Below are 17372 nucleotides of genomic sequence, written 5' to 3'. Positions count from 1 at the left end.
GTTCCTGGAAGAAGTCGGTGTCGAAGTACGCGGTCTGGTCGACCGGGCAATAGAACGGCCCCACCGCTGTGGTCGCGGCCCCACATCCGGTGTTGACCCGGCCGGTGAACAGCCGGACGTGCGGGCGGGTGTAACTCGGCATCAGCTGATGCCAGACGGCGTCCACGGAGTTGCCGGTCGCGACCACAGCGGTGGGGCCGTTCTATTGCCCGGTCGACCAGACCGCGTACTTCGACACCGACTTCTTCCAGGAACTCGTCGACAAATTCGGTTCCAGCGGAGGGCCTTTCGCGCAAGAGTATGTGGTCGCCCACGAATACGGCCACCACGTGCAGCAGCTGCAGGGCACCCTGGGCCGCAGCCAACAGGGCGCCGAGGGCGCCGGCGGCAACGGCGTGCGCACCGAGCTGCAAGCCGACTGCTACGCCGGCATCTGGGCGCACTACGCGTCGACGGTCAAACAGGAAAGCACCGGCGTGCCCTACCTGGAGCCGTTGAGCGACAAGGACATTGCCGACGCACTGTCGGCCGCGGCGTCGGTGGGCGACGACCGCATCCAAAAGCAGGCGACGGGCCGGGTCAACCCCGAATCCTGGACGCACGGCTCCTCCGAGCAGCGGCAGCACTGGTTCACCGTCGGGTACCAGACCGGCGACCCGAAGAAGTGCGACACCTTCGCCGCGCCCGACCTGGACTAGCGCGGCAGGCCTTGCTCGCCGAACCGGCCGGGCTCACCAAGAGCCAGCTTTCCGCACGCGGCCAGAGCACTCCGTCGATCGCGGTGACCCTGCGGCTCGCCACCGCTCTCGGCGGCGACGCCGGGCGGCTGTTCGCCTGCTCGCCGCTGGGGTCCGCGCGGCCGGGAACGGCGGTGTCGCCGTTCGTGGTTCGACCGCCCGAACGGGCCGCCGACGTTCGTCATTCGACGCGCACCGGCCGCCGGGTCGAAGTGCCTTACTGCGCCCGGACTTCCACCCTCGGCCGCGGCGACAATGCTTACTTCGACGCGTCGGTCAGCCGCACCCTGCGCGCGGTCGGCGCGCGGCGCGCCGAGGTGGTCGTGGCGGCGCACGACGAGGCCGCCCGCGCATGACCGAGTTGCTGTTCTCCTACGGCACGCTGCGGCAGCCGGAGGTGCAGCGCGCGACGTTCGGCCGCGAGCTCACCGGCGAGCGGGACGCCATCGTCGGCTACGACCTGGACCACGTCACCATCACCGACCCGCACGTCGTCGCGACCAGCGGCAGCGACCGGCACCCGATCCTGCGGCCGACCGACCGGCCCGGCGCCCACGTCGACGGCACGGTATTCGCCCTCAGCGAAGCCGAATTGGCCGCCGCCGACGAGTACGAGGTCGACGCTTATCGCCGCATCGCGGTACCGCTGCGCTCGGGCGCGACGGCCTGGGTGTACGTGTTCGCGGGCTGACCGGTTACCAGGGCCGCGTCGTGCAGGTGACCCCGGTGGTCGCGCTCTGGGTCACCACGACCTGACCGTCGACTGCGATCTGGCACTGGATTTGCGGGGTGTTGGACGAGTCGCAATCCGGCCAGTGGCAGCCGCCGCTGGCGTTGACGAACGCCCACTGGTTCGGGTTGGTCAGGGTCGCGTTGTAGACCAGCGGCTGGCCGGCGGCGAAGGCGGTCTGCACCGAGCTCAAGAATTGCGAGGAATTCGCGTCGAAAGCCGCCTGACTGGGCGGATCGCTGTTCATGTAGCGCACGTTGCCGGTGAGGTTTCCCGTCGCGGTGATGGTGTAGGTTACCTGGTGGCCGGCCGGGTCCGCGTGGCTGGTGGCGGGCGTGACAACTATTGCCGCGGCCGCCGCCAACGTCGCCGCTGACAACCCGCAGGCCACTGTTCGCACGTTCGTCATAGCGCAAACGCTACCTAACGCATTACCGGCGTTGGCCCGGTTCGGGTATGAAGCAAGCGTGAGCGCTGACCCTCCGCCCCCCGACGCCGCGACCGGCATCAGCCGCCGCCGGTTGCTGACCACCAGCGCGGCCTCGGCCGCGCTCGGCGCGGGAGTCGGGGGCGGCGCCGCGCTGGTGTGGTCGCACCCGCACGCTCCGGCCCTCTGGCAGCGGCCGGATCGCGGCGGCGCGCCGCCGGTGAGCGGCCTGCACCTGCAGTTCGGCAGCGACGCCGCCACCGAGGTGGTGGTGTCCTGGCACACCACCGAGGCCGTCAGCAACCCGCGGGTCATGCTCGGCGCCCCCGCGTCGGGTTTCGGACGCACCGTGACCGCCGAGACCCGCACCTACCGCGACGCCAAGTCCGGCGTCGAGGTGCGCGTCAACCACGCCCGCCTGACCGGCCTGAGCCCGGACACCGACTACGTCTACGAGGCCGTGCACGACGGCGCGCAGCCCGAACAGGGCACCGTGCGCACCGCCCCGAAGGGCCGACACCCGTTGCGCTTCACCAGCTTCGGGGATCAGTCCACCCCGGCGCTGGCCAAGCTGCCCGGCGGCGGCTACGCCACCGACAACATCGGCTCGCCCGCCGCGGCCGACACCACCATGGCGATCGAACGCCTCGCCCCCCTGTTCAATTTGGTCAACGGCGACCTCTGCTACGCGAATCTGGCCCACGACCGGGTGCGCACCTGGTCGGACTGGTTCGAGAACAACACCCGCTCGGCCCGCTACCGGCCGTGGATGCCGGCGGCCGGTAATCACGAGAACGAGCTGGGCAACGGGCCCGTCGGGTACGGCGCCTACCAGACCTACTTCGCGGTGCCCGAGTCCGGCTCGAGCCCCGAGACCCGCGGCCTGTGGTACTCCTTCACCGCGGGCTCGGTGCGGGTGATCAGCCTCAACAACGACGACGTCGCGTACCAGGACGGCGGCAACTTCTACGTGCACGGCTATTCTGGCGGCGAGCAAAAGCGTTGGCTGGCAACAGAACTGGCGGCCGCCCGGCGCGATCCCGACGTGGACTGGCTGGTGGTGTGCATGCACCAGACGGCCATTTCCACCGCCGACAAGACCAACGGCGCGGACCTGGGCATCCGCCAGCAGTGGCTGCCGCTGTTCGACGAGCACCAAGTCGACCTCGTGGTGTGCGGCCACGAGCATCACTACGAGCGGTCCCACCCGTTGCGCGGATCGCTGGGCACCGACACGCTCACCCCGATCCCCGTCGACACGCACGGCGACGTCGTCGACACCACCCGCGGCACGGTGCATCTGGTCATCGGCGGCGGGGGCACGTCGGCGCCCAGCAACGCCATGTTCTTCCCGACGCCGCGCTGCCGGGTGGTCACCGGGGTGGGGGCGTTCGACCCCGCGCTCGGCCGCAAGCCACCGCTCTACGCCGTCGAGGACGCGCCCTGGTCGGCGTTCCGCGACCGCGACAACCCCTACGGCTTCGTGGCGTTCGACGTCGACCCGGGCCGCCCCGGTGGCAACACCTCGATCAAGGCGACCCACTACGCGCTGCGCGGGCCGTTCGGCGAGGTGGCCGTGATCGACGAGGTGACCCTGACCAAGCCGCGCGGCGGCGGTACCGGCTAACTCAAAACAGCGTCGCCTGAACGGGTTCGGCGGCCGCCGACACCGCCGCGGTGCGCGTGAAGGCCCGCTGGTCGCCGGCCAGCCGGTACTTGGCGATCAGCGGCGCCGCCCGGCCGCGCAGCGCCTCGCGGTAGTCCGGCGGCAGGTAGGCGCCGCGCCGGTACAGCTCGCGGTAGCGGCCGACGAGCTCGGGGTGCGAGCGCGCCAGCCACGCCATGAACCAGCCCCGCGTCGAGCCGCGCAGGTGTAGCCCGAAGACGGTGACGCTGGTGGCCCCGGCCGCCGCGATCTGCCCCAGCAGCGCGTCGAGATGCTCGACGGAATCGGTCAGGTGCGGCAGCACCGGCGCCACCATCACGTGGCAGTCGAGGCCGGCCTCGCGGATGGCCGCGATCAGGCCCAGACGCGCCTGCGGTGTGGGCGTGCCCGGCTCGACGGCGCGGTGCAGATCGGCGTCGCCGACCGCGAGCGACACCGCCACCGAGAGCGGGACCTGCTCGGCCGCCGCCGTCAGCAGCGGCAGGTCGCGCCGCAGCAGCGTGCCCTTGGTCAGGATCGACAGCGGGGTGCCGGATTCGGCCAGCGCCCCGATGATGCCCGGCATCAAGGCGTAGCGCCCCTCGGCCCGCTGGTAGGGGTCGGTGTTGGTGCCCAAGGCGACGGTGGCGCGCCGCCACGACGGGCGCCGCAGCTCCCGGCGCAGCACCTCGACGACGTTGGTCTTGACGACGATCTGGGTGTCGAAGTCATTGCCGACGTCGAGGTCCAGGTATTCGTGGGTGGGCCGGGCGAAGCAGTACCGGCAGGCGTGTGAGCAGCCCCGGTAGCCGTTGACGGTGTACTCGAACGGCAGGGCGGCGGCGTTGGGCACCTTGTTCAGCGCCGACTTGCACAACACCTCGTGAAAGGTGATGCCCTCGAACTGCGGGGAGCGCACGCTGCGCAGCAAACCGAGGCGGTGCAGGCCGGGCAGCGCGTCGTCCTCGACCGGCTTGCCGTTGACCGCGACGGCCTGGTTCGCCCAGCGCATACCCTCATTCGAACATCAGTTCGAGCGCCAGTCAAGCGCCTCAGCGCCTCAGTCGATGTGCGTCGGCGGGTCGGCGAAGGACAGGTCCGCCGGGGGCTGGCCGGGCCCCATCACGTCACAGTGCCCGTCCGGCACCAGGTAGGAGCTGGCGCCGTTGGGGACCAGCCGCGGCACCGCCACGCAGCGCTGCCAGGTGCCGTCCGGCTGGACGGGCCCGTCGCACTTGCTGAGCACCGGTCCCCCGTACTGACAGCCCGCGGCCGCGCGGGGCGCCGCGACCACCGGTCCCGCGGCCAGCAGCAGGCCGGCCATTCCCGCGACGACACAGCGCTTCATGTTGCCTCCCGGGCCCGACGCTACCGCCTCAGCCGTCGGTCCGGGGCCCTTTGCGGGCGAACCGGCGCGGGCAACCGAACCGCGGCGTCGGGCCCGTCGGGCGCTGCCGGCCGCGCTCCCGCACCTGCGTCCGCCGGCTAGCGACCGAATCGCGAAAGCACCTCGGCGACAACCGAATCCAACGAAACGGGCCGCTGCTCACCGGTGGCCAGGTCCTTGACGCCGATCGTGCCGGCTTCGATGTCGCGCTCGCCCAGCACCAGGGCGACGGCGGCGCCGGACCGGTCGGCGGCGCGCATGGCGCCCTTGAGCCCGCGGTCGCCGTAGGCCAGGTCGACCCGCAGCCCGGCGGCGCGCAGCTGACCGCCCAGCACCGCCAGGCGCAGCTTGGCGCTCTCGCTGAGCGGCACCCCGAACACGTCACAGCGCGCCGCAGACCCCACGGTCTTGCCCTCGGCGCGCAGCGCCAGCAGCGTGCGGTCGACGCCGAGCCCAAAACCGATGCCGGACAGGTCTTGTCCGCCCAGCTGCCGCATCAGGCCGTCGTAGCGGCCCCCGCCGCCGATGCCGGACTGCGCGCCCAGGCCGTCGTGGACGAACTCGAACGTCGTCTTGGTGTAGTAATCGAGCCCGCGGACCATGCGCGGGTTGATCACGTACGGCACGCCGAGCGCGTCCAGGTGCGCCAACACGGTGTCGAAGTGCTGCTTGGCGACGTCGGACAGGTGGTCCAGCAGCACCGGCGCGTCGGCGGTCATGGCGCGCACGTCCGGCCGCTTGTCGTCGAGCACCCGCAGCGGATTGATCTCGGCGCGCCGCCGCGTGTCCTCGTCGAGGTCCAGGCCGAAAAGGAAGTCCTGCAACAGTTCCCGGTACTGCGGGCGGCAGGTCTCGTCCCCCAGCGAGGTCAGTTCCAGACGGAACCCGTCGAGCCCCAGCGAGCGGAACCCGGCGTCGGCGACGGCGATCACCTCGGCGTCCAACGCGGGGTCGTCGACGCCGATCGCCTCGACGCCCACCTGCTGCAGCTGGCGGTAGCGCCCCGCCTGCGGGCGCTCGTAGCGGAAGAACGGTCCGGCGTAGCAGAGCTTGACCGGCAACGCGCCGCGGTCCAGGCCGTGCTCGATCACCGCGCGCACCACCCCGGCCGTCCCCTCCGGCCGCAGCGTCACCGAACGGTCACCGCGGTCGGCGAAGGTGTACATCTCCTTGGACACCACGTCGGTCGATTCCCCGACGCCGCGCGCGAACAGGGCGGTGTCCTCGAAGATCGGCAGCTCGATGTCGCCATAGCCGGCCCGCCGGGCGGCGCCGAGCAGCCCGTCACGCACCGCCACGAACTGCGCCGAGTCGGGCGGGACGTAGTCGGGCACGCCCTTCGGTGCCGAGAACGCGGAGAACTCCGTCACGAGCTCAGGCCCTCGAGGAACGGGGTGAAGCGCCGCTCGGCGCCGATGGTCGTGGCGTTGCCGTGCCCGGGCAGCACCACGGTCGTGTCGTCGAGCACCAGCAGCTTGTCCACGATCGACGTCAACAGGTCGCGACCGCTGCCGCCGAACAGATCGGTGCGCCCCACCGAACGCTCGAACAGGGTGTCACCGGTGAACGCGACGTCCGCCCCGTCCTTGCCCGCACCCAGCACGCGGAAGACGACCGAGCCGCGGGTGTGGCCGGGGGTGTGGTCGACGTTGACGCTGACCCCACCCAGATCCAGCTTGTCCCCGTCGCGGTCCAGCTCGACGACCTGCTTGGGTTCGCGGAAGAAGGCACCCGCCACCAGCTGCGCCACCCGCGGCCCGAGGCCGTGAATGGGGTCGTTGAGCATGAACCTGTCCTCGGGATGGATGTAGGTGGGGCAGCCGTAGGTGTCGGAGACCTTCTGGGCCGACCACATGTGGTCGATGTGCCCGTGGGTCAGCAGCACGGCGGCCGGGGTCAGCCGATTCTCGTCGAGGATGCGCCGCAACGGGCCCATCACCCGCTGCCCCGGATCCACGATGACGGCGTCCGCGCCCTGCCGCTCGGCCAGGACGTAGCAGTTGCACTGCAGCACCCCAGCGGGAAATCCGGTGATCAACACGGTTCCCAGTTTCCCACGGGGCCCGCTTGACACGAGTCGCGGCGCCCACATTAGCCTGAGCTGGCCACCTCGAGCCCGACTCAATCGACCATGGAGGCATACCGGCCGTGCCGACCAACGAACAGCGACGCGCCAACGCCAAACGCAAGCTGGAGCGGCAGCTGGAGCGCCGCGCCAAGCAGGCGAAGCGACGCCGCATCTTCCTGATCGCCGCCGGATCGATCCTGGCGGTGGCGGTCATCGTCGCGGTCGCGCTCACCGTCGTCAACACCAAACACGAGCACAAGACCAGCAACGCCGCGCCCAGCAGCAGCACCAGCAGCAGCGCGCCGCCCAGCACGTCGGCCACGCCCGACCAGCCGGTCACCGCTGCGCCGATGCCGCCGTTCAAGCCGTCGGCCGAGCTGGGCGCCAACTGCCAGTACCCCGCCTCGCCGGAGCCCGCGGCCAAGCCCGTCAAGCCGCCGCGCACCGGCAAGGTGCCGACCGATCCCGCGCAGGTGAGCGCCAGCATGGCGACCAATCAGGGCCACATCGGGCTGCTGCTGGCCAACAACGAATCGCCTTGCACCGTCAACAGTTTCGCGAGCCTGATCGGGCAGAAGTACTTCGACAACACCAAGTGCCACCGGCTGACCACCTCCCCGGGGTTGGCGGTGCTGCAATGCGGTGACCCCAAGGGCGACGGCACCGGCGGCCCCGGCTACCAATTCGCCAACGAGTACCCCACCGACCAGTACCCGCCGAACGACCCGAAAGCCCAGGAGCCGGTGTTGTATCCGCGCGGCACCCTGGCCATGGCCAACGCCGGGCCGGGCACCAACGGCAGCCAGTTCTTCCTGGTGTACAAGGACTCTCAGCTGCCGCCGCAGTACACCGTCTTCGGCAAGATCCAGGACGACGGCCTGGCCACGCTGGACAAGATCGCCAAGGCCGGAGTCGCCGGCGGTGGCGAGGACGGGGCGCCGGCCACCGAGGTCACCATCACTTCGCTTCTGCTCGACTGAGTTCCGGCGCACCACGACGCCGATTGGCCGGAATCGCGCGCGGTCCCCGGTCCACGGCTTAAGGTCATCGGGTGGCATCGCAGTCTTTCGGGCACTATCAGCTGCTGGAAGTGTTGGGTCGCGGCGGCATGGGCGAGGTCTACCGGGCCTACGACGCCTCCACCGACCGGGTGGTCGCGCTGAAGGTCTTGCCGCCCAACATGGCCCAAGACCAGGAGTTTCAGCAGCGCTTCCGGCGTGAGGCGCGCATCGCGGCCAGCCTGAACGATCCCCACGTCGTCCCCATCCATAGTTACGGCGAGATCGACGGCCGGCTCTACGTCGACATGCGGCTGATCGAGGGCCGCGACCTGGTCGATTACATCGCCGAGAACGGCGGGCGGCTGAGCCCCGAACGCGCGGTCGCCGTGATCGAGCAGGTGGCCGCCGCCCTCGACAGCGCCCACGACGTCGGCCTGGTGCACCGCGACATCAAGCCGAAGAACATCCTCATCACCAAGGCCCGAGACTTCGTCTACCTGATCGACTTCGGCATCGCCCGCACGGTGGCCGACACCGCGCTGACGCAGACCGGGCACACCATGGGCACCGTGGCCTACATGGCGCCGGAACGATTCCGCGGCCACACCGACCACCGCGCCGACGTCTACTCGCTCGCGTGCGTCCTGCACGAGTGCCTCACCGGAACCCGCCCGTTCCCGGGCGACAGCCTGGAGCAGCAACTCAACGCCCACCTCAACGCGCCGCCACCGCAACCCTCCAACAGCGTGCCCGGTGTCCCCGCCGCGCTGGACGCCGTGGTCGCGCGCGGCATGGCCAAGGACATCGACTACCGCTACCAGACGGCGATCGAACTCGCCGAGGCCGCCAGGGCGGCGTTGAACGGGTCCGCGCCGGCGTGGAGCCCGCCCCCACCGGCCCCCGAACCGCGGGCCGCTCAACCGCGTGCCGCCGCACCGCCGCCCGGCGGTGGGCTGCCACCACCGGCTGCCGCTGAGCCGACCGCAGCGCCCGACCCGCAGCCGCCCTACGCGCGCCCGACGCAGTCCCGGCGGCTGCTCATCGGCATCGTCGGGGCCTCGGGCCTGGCGTTGATCGCGGTGGCGGCGTTGGTCATCGCGCTGGTGACGCATAGCGACAGCGGCACCAACAGCGCCGCAGCCAGCACGCCGAGCCGCGCCAAGGTACCGGGCCGGCCCGGCGCCAGCCCCGGATCGGCGGCCCCGCAGACGGTGCCGCCCCTGCCGGCCTTCGCGCCCCCCGCCGACCTGGGGGCGAACTGCCAGTACCCGGCATCCTCCGACGGGTCTTTCAAGCCCGTCAACCCGCCGCCGTCAGGCCGGGTGCCGACCACGCCGCCGCAGATCCACGCCGTCCTGTCCACCAACTTCGGCGACGTCGGCGTCCAACTGGCCAACAACGAATCCCCCTGCGCTGTCAACAGTTTCACGAGCCTGGCGCGTCAGCAGTTCTTCGACAACACCGAGTGCGGGCGGCTGATGCTCCAGCCGGATGCCGGGATTCTGCTGTGTGGCGGGCCGGGCCCCGAGGGCAGCGGCGGCGCCGGCTACGAATTCGCCGACGAATACCCCACCAACCAATACGCCGCCGGCGACCCCGAACTCCGGCAGACCGTTATCTATCCCCGCGGCACCATCACCATGGCCAACAACGGACCGAACACCAACAGCAGCCAGTTCAACTTCGTCTTCCAGGACACGGAGATGGAGCCGACGGCGACCGTGCTCGGCTCCATCGACGACGCCGGCCTGGCGGTTCTCGACAAGATCGCTCAGGGCGGCATCGCCGGCAACCGCCAGCAGGGCATGCCCACCAAATCGGTGATGATCAACTCGGTGAAGATCGGCTAAACCCGCCAGACCCGGGTACCCGACCTGTTCTGCCAACCCCGAGGACAGGAAGGTGTCATGGCGACTAACAACGCCCTGGAGATACGAGTCGGAGCGCCGGACAACGTGCTGGAAGTCCAGGTGGGCGCCCTGCAGGTGGACGTGCCCCGCTCGATCGGGTTCTACGGCAGCCTCGCGGCGGCGGCCGGGCTCGGCCTGATCGAGCCGCCCCTGGCGCTGTTCATCGCCGGCGTTCCGCTTTACACGATGCTCACGCACACCGCGCTACCGCGGGCGGTGCGGGCCGTAGGCGAGGTGCTCGAGGGCGCCGCCCGGCCGGTGCGCCGCGACGTGGTGAAGGTGGCCGACCGATGCGAATCCGACACCTTGGTCTACGCCTTGCCGGCGCGCGGCCGCCGTCAGGCCGCCGAGGTCACCCGGTAGACGTCGAAGACGCCCTCGACGTTGCGCACCACGTTGAGCAGGTGGCCGAGGTGCTTGGGATCGCCCATCTCGAAGGTGAACCGGCTGACCGCCACCCGGTCACCAGAGGTGGTCACCGACGCCGAGAGGATGTTCACCTTCTCGTCGGCCAGCACCCGGGTCACGTCGGACAGCAGGCGATGCCGGTCGAGCGCCTCGACCTGAATGGCCACCAAAAACACCGACGACGGTGACGGCGCCCAGCTCACCTCGATGATGCGTTCCGACTGTTGCTGCAGCGACGCGGCGTTGGTGCAGTCGGTTCGGTGCACGCTCACCCCGCCGCCGCGGGTGACGAATCCCATGATCTGGTCGCCGGGGACCGGCGTGCAGCATTTGGCCAGCTTGGTCAACACGCCCGGGGCCCCGGGGACCGACACCCCCACGTCGTCGCTGCTGCGGGGGCGGCGCAGCATGGTCGTCGGCGTGGACCGCTCGGCCAGGTCCTCTTCGGCCTGGTCGATGCCGCCGAGTTCGGCCAGCAGCCGCTGCACGACGTGGCGGGCGGAGACGTGCCCCTCACCGACCGCGGTGTAGAGCGCCGACACGTCGGAATAGTGCAGCTCGCGCGCCACCGAGGCCAACGTCTCACCATTGACCAAGCGCTGCAAGGGAAGTCCGCCGCGGCGCACCTCGCGGGCCATCGCCTCCTTGCCGGACTCGAGCGCCTCTTCACGGCGCTCCTTGGCGAACCACTGCCGGATCTTGGCCTTGGCCCGCGGCGACACCACGAACTGCTGCCAATCCCGCGACGGCCCGGCGTTGGCGGCCTTGGAGGTGAAAACCTCGACGACTTCCCCGTTTTCGAGCTTGCGCTCCAGCGCCACCAACCGGCCGTTCACCCGGGCTCCGATGCAGCGGTGCCCGACCTCGGTGTGCACCGCGTAGGCGAAGTCGACGGGCGTCGACCCGTTGGGCAGTGTGATGACGTCGCCCTTTGGCGTGAACACGAAAATCTCTTGCACCGCAAGGTCGTAACGCAGCGACTCGAGGAACTCTCCCGGATCCGCCGCCTCCCGCTGCCAGTCCAGCAGCTGACGCATCCAGGCCATGTCGTCGATCTCGGCGGCGGCGTGCGGGTGCGGAACACCGTTGCGGCCCTTAGCTTCTTTGTATCGCCAGTGCGCGGCGATGCCGTACTCGGCGGTGCGGTGCATGTCGCGGGTGCGGATCTGCACCTCCAGGGGCTTGCCCTCGGGACCAACCACGGTGGTGTGCAGCGACTGGTACACGCCGTAGCGGGGCTGGGCGATGTAGTCCTTGAAACGGCCCGCCATCGGTTGCCACAGCGAGTGCACCACGCCCACGGCGGCGTAGCAGTCCCGGATCTCGTCGCAGAGGATGCGGATGCCCACCAGGTCGTGAATGTCGTCGAAGTCGCGGCCCTTGACGATCATCTTCTGATAGATCGACCAGTAATGCTTGGGCCGCCCCTCCACGGTCGCCTTGATCTTCGACGCGGACAACGTGCTGACGATCTCGGCCCGCACCTTGGCCAGGTAGGTGTCCCGCGACGGGGCGCGCCCGGCAACCAGGCGGACGATCTCCTCGTATTTCTTGGGGTGCAGGATCGCGAACGACAGGTCTTCCAGCTCCCACTTGACGCTGGCCATTCCCAGCCGATGAGCAAGTGGGGCAATGACTTCCAGCGTCTCGCGGGCCTTGCGCGCCTGCTTCTCCGGCGGCAGGAACCGCATCGTGCGCATGTTGTGCAGCCGGTCGGCGACCTTGATCACCAACACCCTGGGGTCGCGGGCCATGGCGGTGATCATCTTGCGGATGGTCTCGCCCTCGGCGGCGCTGCCCAGCACCACCCGGTCCAGCTTGGTGACGCCGTCGACGAGGTGTCCCACCTCGTCGCCGAACTCCTCGCTCAGCGCCTCGAGCGTGTAACCGGTGTCCTCCACCGTGTCGTGCAGCAGGGCGGCCACCAACGTCGTGGTGTCCATACCCAATTCGGCCAGGATGGTGGCCACGGCCAGGGGGTGGGTGATGTAGGGGTCGCCCGAGTGCCGCAGCTGCGTGGCATGCCGCTGATCGGCGACTTCGAACGCGCGCTGCAGCAGCGACAGGTTCGCCTTCGGGTAGATCTCCCGGTGCACCGCCACCAGCGGCTCGAGCACCGGGTTCAGCGCGCTGCGCTGGGCCGTCATCCGGCGGGCCAGCCGGGCCCGCACCCGGCGCGACGCGCTGCTGGACGTCTTGAGGCTCTCGGTGGGCGGCTCGACGGGCTCGGCCGGCGGGCTGGGCTGCTCGGCAACCGGCGGCTCCGCAGGCGTCTTGAGCGCCTGCGCGGTGCTCGGATCGTCCGCCACGTTGGTCACCTCCGCTCTCGAGGATATCGCGTGATGTACCAGGCTAGGCCCGGCTCAGGCTGTGCACGGGCAACGGCGCGACCGCGGCCCGCCCGCCCAGCGCGGCGAGCTCCAGCACCACCGCCGCCGCGGTGACCCGGGCCCCGGTCCGGTCCAGCAGCCGGGCCGCCGCGGCCAGGGTGCCGCCGGTGGCCAGCACGTCGTCGACGATCACCACGTCGCGCCCGCGCAGGGCGATGCCGTCGGCGGGCACCTCCAGCGTGGCGCTGCCGTACTCCAGGTCGTAGGACTCGGTGTGCACCGGCGGTGGCAGCTTCCCGCCCTTGCGGATGGCCAGGACGCCCGTGCGCAGCCGGTCGGCGACCGCGGCCGCCACCAGGAAGCCGCGGGCGTCGACGCCGGCCACCAGGTCGGCGCCGGCGACGATGTCGGCCAGGGCGTCGACCACGGCGGTCAGGCCATCCCGGTCGGCGAACACCGGGGTGAGGTCCTTGAACTGGACGCCCGGTTTCGGGAAGTCGGGCACCTTGCGGGTCAGCGCCTCGATGACGTCGGCCACGGCGGTCATTGGATGAGCGCCCATCGGTCCATGTTCCAGCCCGCGCCCCAGCGGGTGGGGTTCTTGCTCACGGCGTACATCTTCTTCGAGACCAGCAGCGTGCGCTGCTGGCGATAGAGCGGCAGGGTGGGCATGTCGCCCCACAGGATGGGGGCGCCGTCGCCCAGCAGCCGGACCCGATCGGAGGGGTCGGCGGAGACGGCCAGCGCGCCGATGATGTTGTCGATCTGCGGGTTGGCATACCCGGACAGGTTGTTGCCGTTGCCGCTGTGCAGGTCGTAGGCGTCCATGGCCGACGACCCGGTCGAGCCGCTGCCGGTGGCGCCGCCGGTGCTGGCGAGCAGCGCGTCGATCTTGCCGTCGCGCAGCGCCTGCGGGCCCGGCGAGTCCAGGGCGACGCCGGACACCGTGATGCCCGCGCCCGCACAGGATTTCGTGATGACCCCGACATTCACGGCGAGCCGGGCGTTGGGCCCCTGATAGCCGATCCGCACCGCCAACGGCGCCCCGCCGAGCGCGTCGCGGGCGGCGGCGGGATCGGCCTTGCTGAACGGCGCGGCCTCGGCGGCGCCGTCGGCCGCGGTGACGGCGTCGTCGTTGGCCGGGAGCAGCCGCGAGTTGGCGATCGGCACCCCCGCGTCTTTGGCCAGCTGGTCGCGGGGCGCGCACTGGGCGAAGGCGCGCCGGGCCTTGGCCTGCGACAGCGGCCCCTGCGGCGCGAAGATCAGCTGCTCGACGCCCGCCGACGGCGAGTCGGTGCGGTCGAAGTTCTCCGGGGTGGTCAACGTTCCCGAGGACCCGGCGGCGACGTCGACGACGTCGACGCTGCCGTTGTTGATGCGGTCCTGGATGTCGGGCGCCTGCGTCCAGACGGTGATCCGCTTGGTGATCGCCTTGGGACCCCACCACCGGTCGTTGGCGACCAGCACCACGGCGCCGCCGTCGAGCACCCGCTCGATCTTGTACGGCCCGGCCGACGGGAACCGTTTGAGGTCGATGCCGGGCTTGAGGTCCCACGCCGTGTTCCACAGCTTGGCGATCTGCTGGATCAGGGGCCCGTTGTTGCTGAGCAGGGCGGCGGTCACGTCGACGTTGAGGATGTCGGCGATGACGTGCGACGGCAGCAGCGAGGTGGCGGTGAACAGCTGGTTGTAGTCCACGATGGTGCGATCCGGGGCGAATGACACCCGGGCCTTCTTCTGGCCGGGCATGCACTCGACGTTGGCGATGTCGAGGTATCCGGCCCGGCTGGCGGCGTCAAACTCCGGGAACCGCCCGGATTGGGCGGCCCAGGTCAGGACCAGATCGTCGCAGGTCACCGGCTTGCCGTCGGAGTACACGGCGTTGTCGGCGATCTGGTAGTCGAGCACCAGCGGCGAGCCGCTGACCACCGAAACGGAGCCGAAGTCGCGGTCGGCGACGATCTGGCCGTCCGGGCCGTGATAGCTGAAGCCGGTGAGCGTGCGGGCGAAGGCCTGCGCGCCGGCGGAGGCGGCGCCGGCGACCGTGTTGGCGTTGTAGGTGGACAGGAGGCCGTCGACCACGTAGTCGATCTCCGAGGCGGCGCTACCCGAGCACGCGCTCACGGTGAACGCGACGGCCAACGCGACCGCCAGCCCGGCGCCCAGCCACCCCGCGATGCTGCGCCAAGCGGTGGCCATCCCGCCTACCGCCGGCCGACGTTGCGCTTACCGGTGGGCCGCCGGGTCGCCGTCGGCCGCACGGGACGCGCCCCGGGCGCCGGCTTGCTCGGCGCGGCCTCGCCCGCCTTCCCGGCGGGGGCGGCGGTGACCGCCTTCCCGGACTTGCCCGTGGCCTTGGTGTCAGTGGCGGCGTCGGTGTCGGTGTCGGCGGCGGCGTCGTCGTCGGCGTCGTCGGCGTCGTCGGCGTCGTCGGCGGCAGCGTCGGCACCCTCGGCCGCCTTCCCGGTGGCCGCCGTGCCGGAACCGCGGCGCCGCAGCACGCGGCGCGTGTGGGTGCGCACCAGCTCGGTGCGCTCGCGCATGGTGACCAGCAGCGGGGTGGCGAAGAAGATCGACGAGTAGGTGCCGATCAGGATGCCGATCAGCTGCACCAGCGCCAGGTCCTTCAGCGTGCCGACGCCCAGCAGCCACACCGCCACCACCATCAGCGCCAGCACCGGCAGCACGCCGATCAGGCTCGTGTTGATGGACCGCATGAACGTCTGATTGATCGCCAGGTTCGCCTGTTCGGCGAAGGTGCGCCGGGTGGTGTGCTGGAAGCCGTGGGTGTTCTCCTCGACCTTGTCGAAGACGATGACCGTGTCGTAGAGGGAGAATCCGAGGATGGTCAGCAGGCCGATGACGGTGGCGGGCGTGACCTCGAAACCCACCAGCGAATACACGCCGGCGGTCACGGTCAGGTCGAAGAACATGGCGGCGATCGCCGCGAGCGTCATGTAGCGCTCGTAGCGGATGGTGATGTACAGGCCGACCAGGGCCAGGAACACCACCAGGGCGATCAGCGCCTTCTTGGTGATCTGGTCACCCCAGGTCTCCGACACCGCCGAGTCGCTGATGGCGGCCTTGCTGGGCTTGCCGTCGGGCCCCTTGGGCGCGAACGCGTCGAAGAGGGCGTTGCGCAGCTTGGTCGACTGCTCGTTGGTCAGCGTTTCGGAGCGGATCTGCACGGTCGCCGCGTCGCCGCTGCCGACGATCACCACCGACTCCGGGTCCTTGCCGAGCGCCTTCTTGAAGACCTCCTGGACCTGCGAGGTGTGCACCGCGCCCTTGGCGGCGGGCATCGAGACCGTGGTGCCGCCGTTGAAGTCGATGCCGAACGTGAAGCCCCGCACCAGGATGCTGACGATCGCGACGGCGACGATGGCGCCGCTGACGCCGAACCACAGCCGGCGCCGCCCGACCACCTCGAAGGCGCCGGTGCCGGTGTAGAGCCGCGACAGGAAGCTGTGCCGCGGCAGGTCGGCCTGCCGCACCGCGTCGTCGGCGGTGGTGTCGAGGTCGGTCGCGTCGTTGGAAGCCTTGGCGGTCATGCGCTATCCCCGTCCCGTCTTGACGTGCGCCGAAGCCCGGCGTTCGCGGGCCACCTGCTGCACGGCGCCCAGGCCGTTGTAGGCGGGCTTGCCCAGCGTCGGGGACTTCGACGCCAGGTACACCAGCGGCCAGGTCACCAGGAACACCACCACCAGGTCCAGGATGGTGGTCAGGCCCAGCGTGAAGGCGAAACCCTTGACCTGGCCGATCGCCAGGAAGTAGAGCACCGCGGCGGCCAGGAAGGTGACCGCGTTCCCCGAGACGATGGTCTTGCGGGCCCGCACCCAACCGCGCGGCACCGCCGACCGGAACGAACGGCCCTCGCGGATCTCGTCTTTGATGCGTTCGAAGAACACGACGAACGAGTCGGCGGTGGTGCCGATGCCGATGATCAGACCGGCGATGCCAGCCAGATCCAGGGTGTAGTTGATGTAGCGGCCCAACAGCACCAGGATCGCGAAAATCATTGCCCCCGAAGCGCTCAGCGATAGCGCGGTGAGCACCCCTAGCGCCCGGTAGTAGAGCAGCGAATACAGCAGCACCAGCACCAGCCCGATGGCCCCCGCGATCAGACCTGCCCGCAGCGAGGTCAATCCCAGTGTGGCCGAGACGGTTTGGGCCTCCGAGGCCTCGAACGACAGCGGCAGCGAGCCGTACTTCAAGACGTTGGCCAGCTGCTTGGCGGTCGCGGCGGTGAACGGCGGGTCACCCCCGCTGATCTGGGTCCGGCCGCCCGGGATCGCCTCCTGGATCATCGGCGCGCTGACGACCTGCGAGTCCAGCGTGAACGCGGTCTGGGTGCCGATGTGCGCCGCGGTGAAGTCGGCCCAGGTATTGGCCGCCGCCTGCTTGAACTGCACGTCGACGACGTAGCCGATGCCGCGCTGGTTCATGCTCGCGCTGGCGTCCTGGATCTGGTCTCCGCTGATGATCGACGGCGCCAGCAGGTAGGCCACCTTGCGGTCGGTCGAGCAGGTCACCAGCGGCAGGGCCGGGTCGTCGTTGCCGGACAGGATGTCGTCCTGGCCGCAGTGCTTGGCCTCGTACCGCATGGCCACCATCTGGATGTACGGGTTGTTGCTCTGCCGGAAGTCCTTCATCGCGGGAATGCGCTCGTTCACCTCGCCGTAGGTGAAGGTCTCGAATCGGTCCATCAGGTCGAAGTTGGTGCGGCCGG

At 70.3% G+C, this 17372-nt stretch carries 16 protein-coding genes and 2 pseudogenes; 7 read left to right on the top strand and 11 right to left on the bottom strand.

Annotation, left to right across the window (positions count from 1 at the left end):
- Positions 1 to 187 (bottom strand): annotated as a pseudogene (locus A5700_RS10700) (neutral zinc metallopeptidase); the annotation flags it as partial.
- Here A5700_RS10700 and A5700_RS10695 point away from each other — a divergent pair.
- The 3 genes and pseudogenes from A5700_RS10695 to A5700_RS10685 all read left to right on the top strand — a co-directional run.
- Positions 180 to 698 (top strand): annotated as a pseudogene (locus A5700_RS10695) (neutral zinc metallopeptidase); the annotation flags it as partial. The pseudogenes A5700_RS10700 and A5700_RS10695 overlap by 8 nt on opposite strands.
- 11 nt (positions 699 to 709) lie before the next feature.
- Entirely contained in the window at positions 710 to 1093 is a 384-nt protein-coding gene (locus tag A5700_RS10690) for a DNA-binding protein (protein ID WP_231973842.1), read from the top strand.
- Complete coding sequence (locus tag A5700_RS10685; protein WP_068071593.1) at positions 1090 to 1428, top strand: gamma-glutamylcyclotransferase family protein; 339 nt, start codon at positions 1090 to 1092, stop codon at positions 1426 to 1428. Before A5700_RS10690 ends, A5700_RS10685 begins: the two co-directional genes overlap by 4 nt.
- 4 nt (positions 1429 to 1432) lie before the next feature.
- On the opposite strand, the gene A5700_RS10680 is transcribed toward A5700_RS10685, so the two are convergent.
- Positions 1433 to 1876 (bottom strand): hypothetical protein, encoded by a 444-nt coding sequence (locus A5700_RS10680; RefSeq protein WP_068071591.1) that lies wholly within the window; start codon positions 1874 to 1876, stop codon positions 1433 to 1435.
- A 58-nt stretch (positions 1877 to 1934) separates the two neighbouring features.
- Here A5700_RS10680 and A5700_RS10675 point away from each other — a divergent pair, with 58 nt between their 5' ends.
- Positions 1935 to 3521, top strand: a complete 1587-nt coding sequence (locus tag A5700_RS10675; protein ID WP_068071589.1) for a metallophosphoesterase family protein — start codon at positions 1935 to 1937, stop codon at positions 3519 to 3521.
- Position 3522: 1 nt separating this feature from the next.
- Here A5700_RS10675 and A5700_RS10670 read toward each other — a convergent pair whose 3' ends face one another.
- From A5700_RS10670 to A5700_RS10655, 4 genes are all read right to left on the bottom strand, one after another.
- Complete coding sequence (locus A5700_RS10670; RefSeq protein ID WP_068071588.1) at positions 3523 to 4551, bottom strand: Rv2578c family radical SAM protein; 1029 nt, start codon at positions 4549 to 4551, stop codon at positions 3523 to 3525.
- 48 nt (positions 4552 to 4599) lie between these two features.
- Complete coding sequence (locus A5700_RS10665; RefSeq protein ID WP_068071586.1) at positions 4600 to 4887, bottom strand: hypothetical protein; 288 nt, start codon at positions 4885 to 4887, stop codon at positions 4600 to 4602.
- 137 nt (positions 4888 to 5024) lie between these two features.
- A complete protein-coding gene (gene hisS, locus A5700_RS10660) occupies positions 5025 to 6296 on the bottom strand; it encodes a histidine--tRNA ligase (RefSeq protein ID WP_068071584.1) in 1272 nt (423 codons plus the stop codon).
- Positions 6293 to 6967 (bottom strand): MBL fold metallo-hydrolase, encoded by a 675-nt coding sequence (locus A5700_RS10655; protein ID WP_068071601.1) that lies wholly within the window; start codon positions 6965 to 6967, stop codon positions 6293 to 6295. Before A5700_RS10655 ends, hisS begins: the two co-directional genes overlap by 4 nt.
- Positions 6968 to 7074: 107 nt before the next feature.
- Between A5700_RS10655 and A5700_RS10650 the strand changes: the two genes are divergently transcribed.
- The 3 genes from A5700_RS10650 to A5700_RS10640 all read left to right on the top strand — a co-directional run bounded on the left by A5700_RS10650 (position 7075) and on the right by A5700_RS10640 (position 10268).
- Positions 7075 to 7974, top strand: a complete 900-nt coding sequence (locus tag A5700_RS10650) for a peptidylprolyl isomerase (protein ID WP_068071582.1) — start codon at positions 7075 to 7077, stop codon at positions 7972 to 7974.
- Positions 7975 to 8045: 71 nt separating this feature from the next.
- The gene (locus tag A5700_RS10645; RefSeq protein ID WP_068071580.1) at positions 8046 to 9845 is read left to right on the top strand and encodes a protein kinase; all 1800 of its coding nucleotides are present in this window, start codon (positions 8046 to 8048) and stop codon (positions 9843 to 9845) included.
- A 57-nt stretch (positions 9846 to 9902) separates the two neighbouring features.
- The gene (locus tag A5700_RS10640) at positions 9903 to 10268 is read left to right on the top strand and encodes a hypothetical protein (protein ID WP_068071578.1); all 366 of its coding nucleotides are present in this window, start codon (positions 9903 to 9905) and stop codon (positions 10266 to 10268) included.
- Here the strand turns inward: A5700_RS10640 and A5700_RS10635 are convergent.
- From A5700_RS10635 to secD, 5 genes are all read right to left on the bottom strand, one after another.
- Positions 10244 to 12622 (bottom strand): bifunctional (p)ppGpp synthetase/guanosine-3',5'-bis(diphosphate) 3'-pyrophosphohydrolase, encoded by a 2379-nt coding sequence (locus A5700_RS10635; RefSeq protein WP_068071599.1) that lies wholly within the window; start codon positions 12620 to 12622, stop codon positions 10244 to 10246. The genes A5700_RS10640 and A5700_RS10635 overlap by 25 nt on opposite strands.
- A gap of 43 nt (positions 12623 to 12665) precedes the next feature.
- Positions 12666 to 13205 (bottom strand): adenine phosphoribosyltransferase, encoded by a 540-nt coding sequence (locus tag A5700_RS10630; RefSeq protein ID WP_156671188.1) that lies wholly within the window; start codon positions 13203 to 13205, stop codon positions 12666 to 12668.
- Positions 13187 to 14842 (bottom strand): ABC transporter substrate-binding protein, encoded by a 1656-nt coding sequence (locus A5700_RS10625; protein WP_068071574.1) that lies wholly within the window; start codon positions 14840 to 14842, stop codon positions 13187 to 13189. Before A5700_RS10625 ends, A5700_RS10630 begins: the two co-directional genes overlap by 19 nt.
- 5 nt (positions 14843 to 14847) lie before the next feature.
- A complete protein-coding gene (gene secF / locus A5700_RS10620; RefSeq protein ID WP_068204720.1) occupies positions 14848 to 16194 on the bottom strand; it encodes a protein translocase subunit SecF in 1347 nt (448 codons plus the stop codon).
- Positions 16195 to 16197: 3 nt separating this feature from the next.
- Positions 16198 to 17372, bottom strand: a 1175-nt coding sequence (gene secD / locus A5700_RS10615) for a protein translocase subunit SecD (protein ID WP_068204717.1), incomplete at its 5' end; no start/stop codon positions are given.

The organism is Mycobacterium sp. E1214 (assembly GCF_001666755.1).
GTDB lineage: Bacteria > Actinomycetota > Actinomycetes > Mycobacteriales > Mycobacteriaceae > Mycobacterium.
This window is presented reverse-complemented; position numbering and strand designations above follow the sequence as displayed.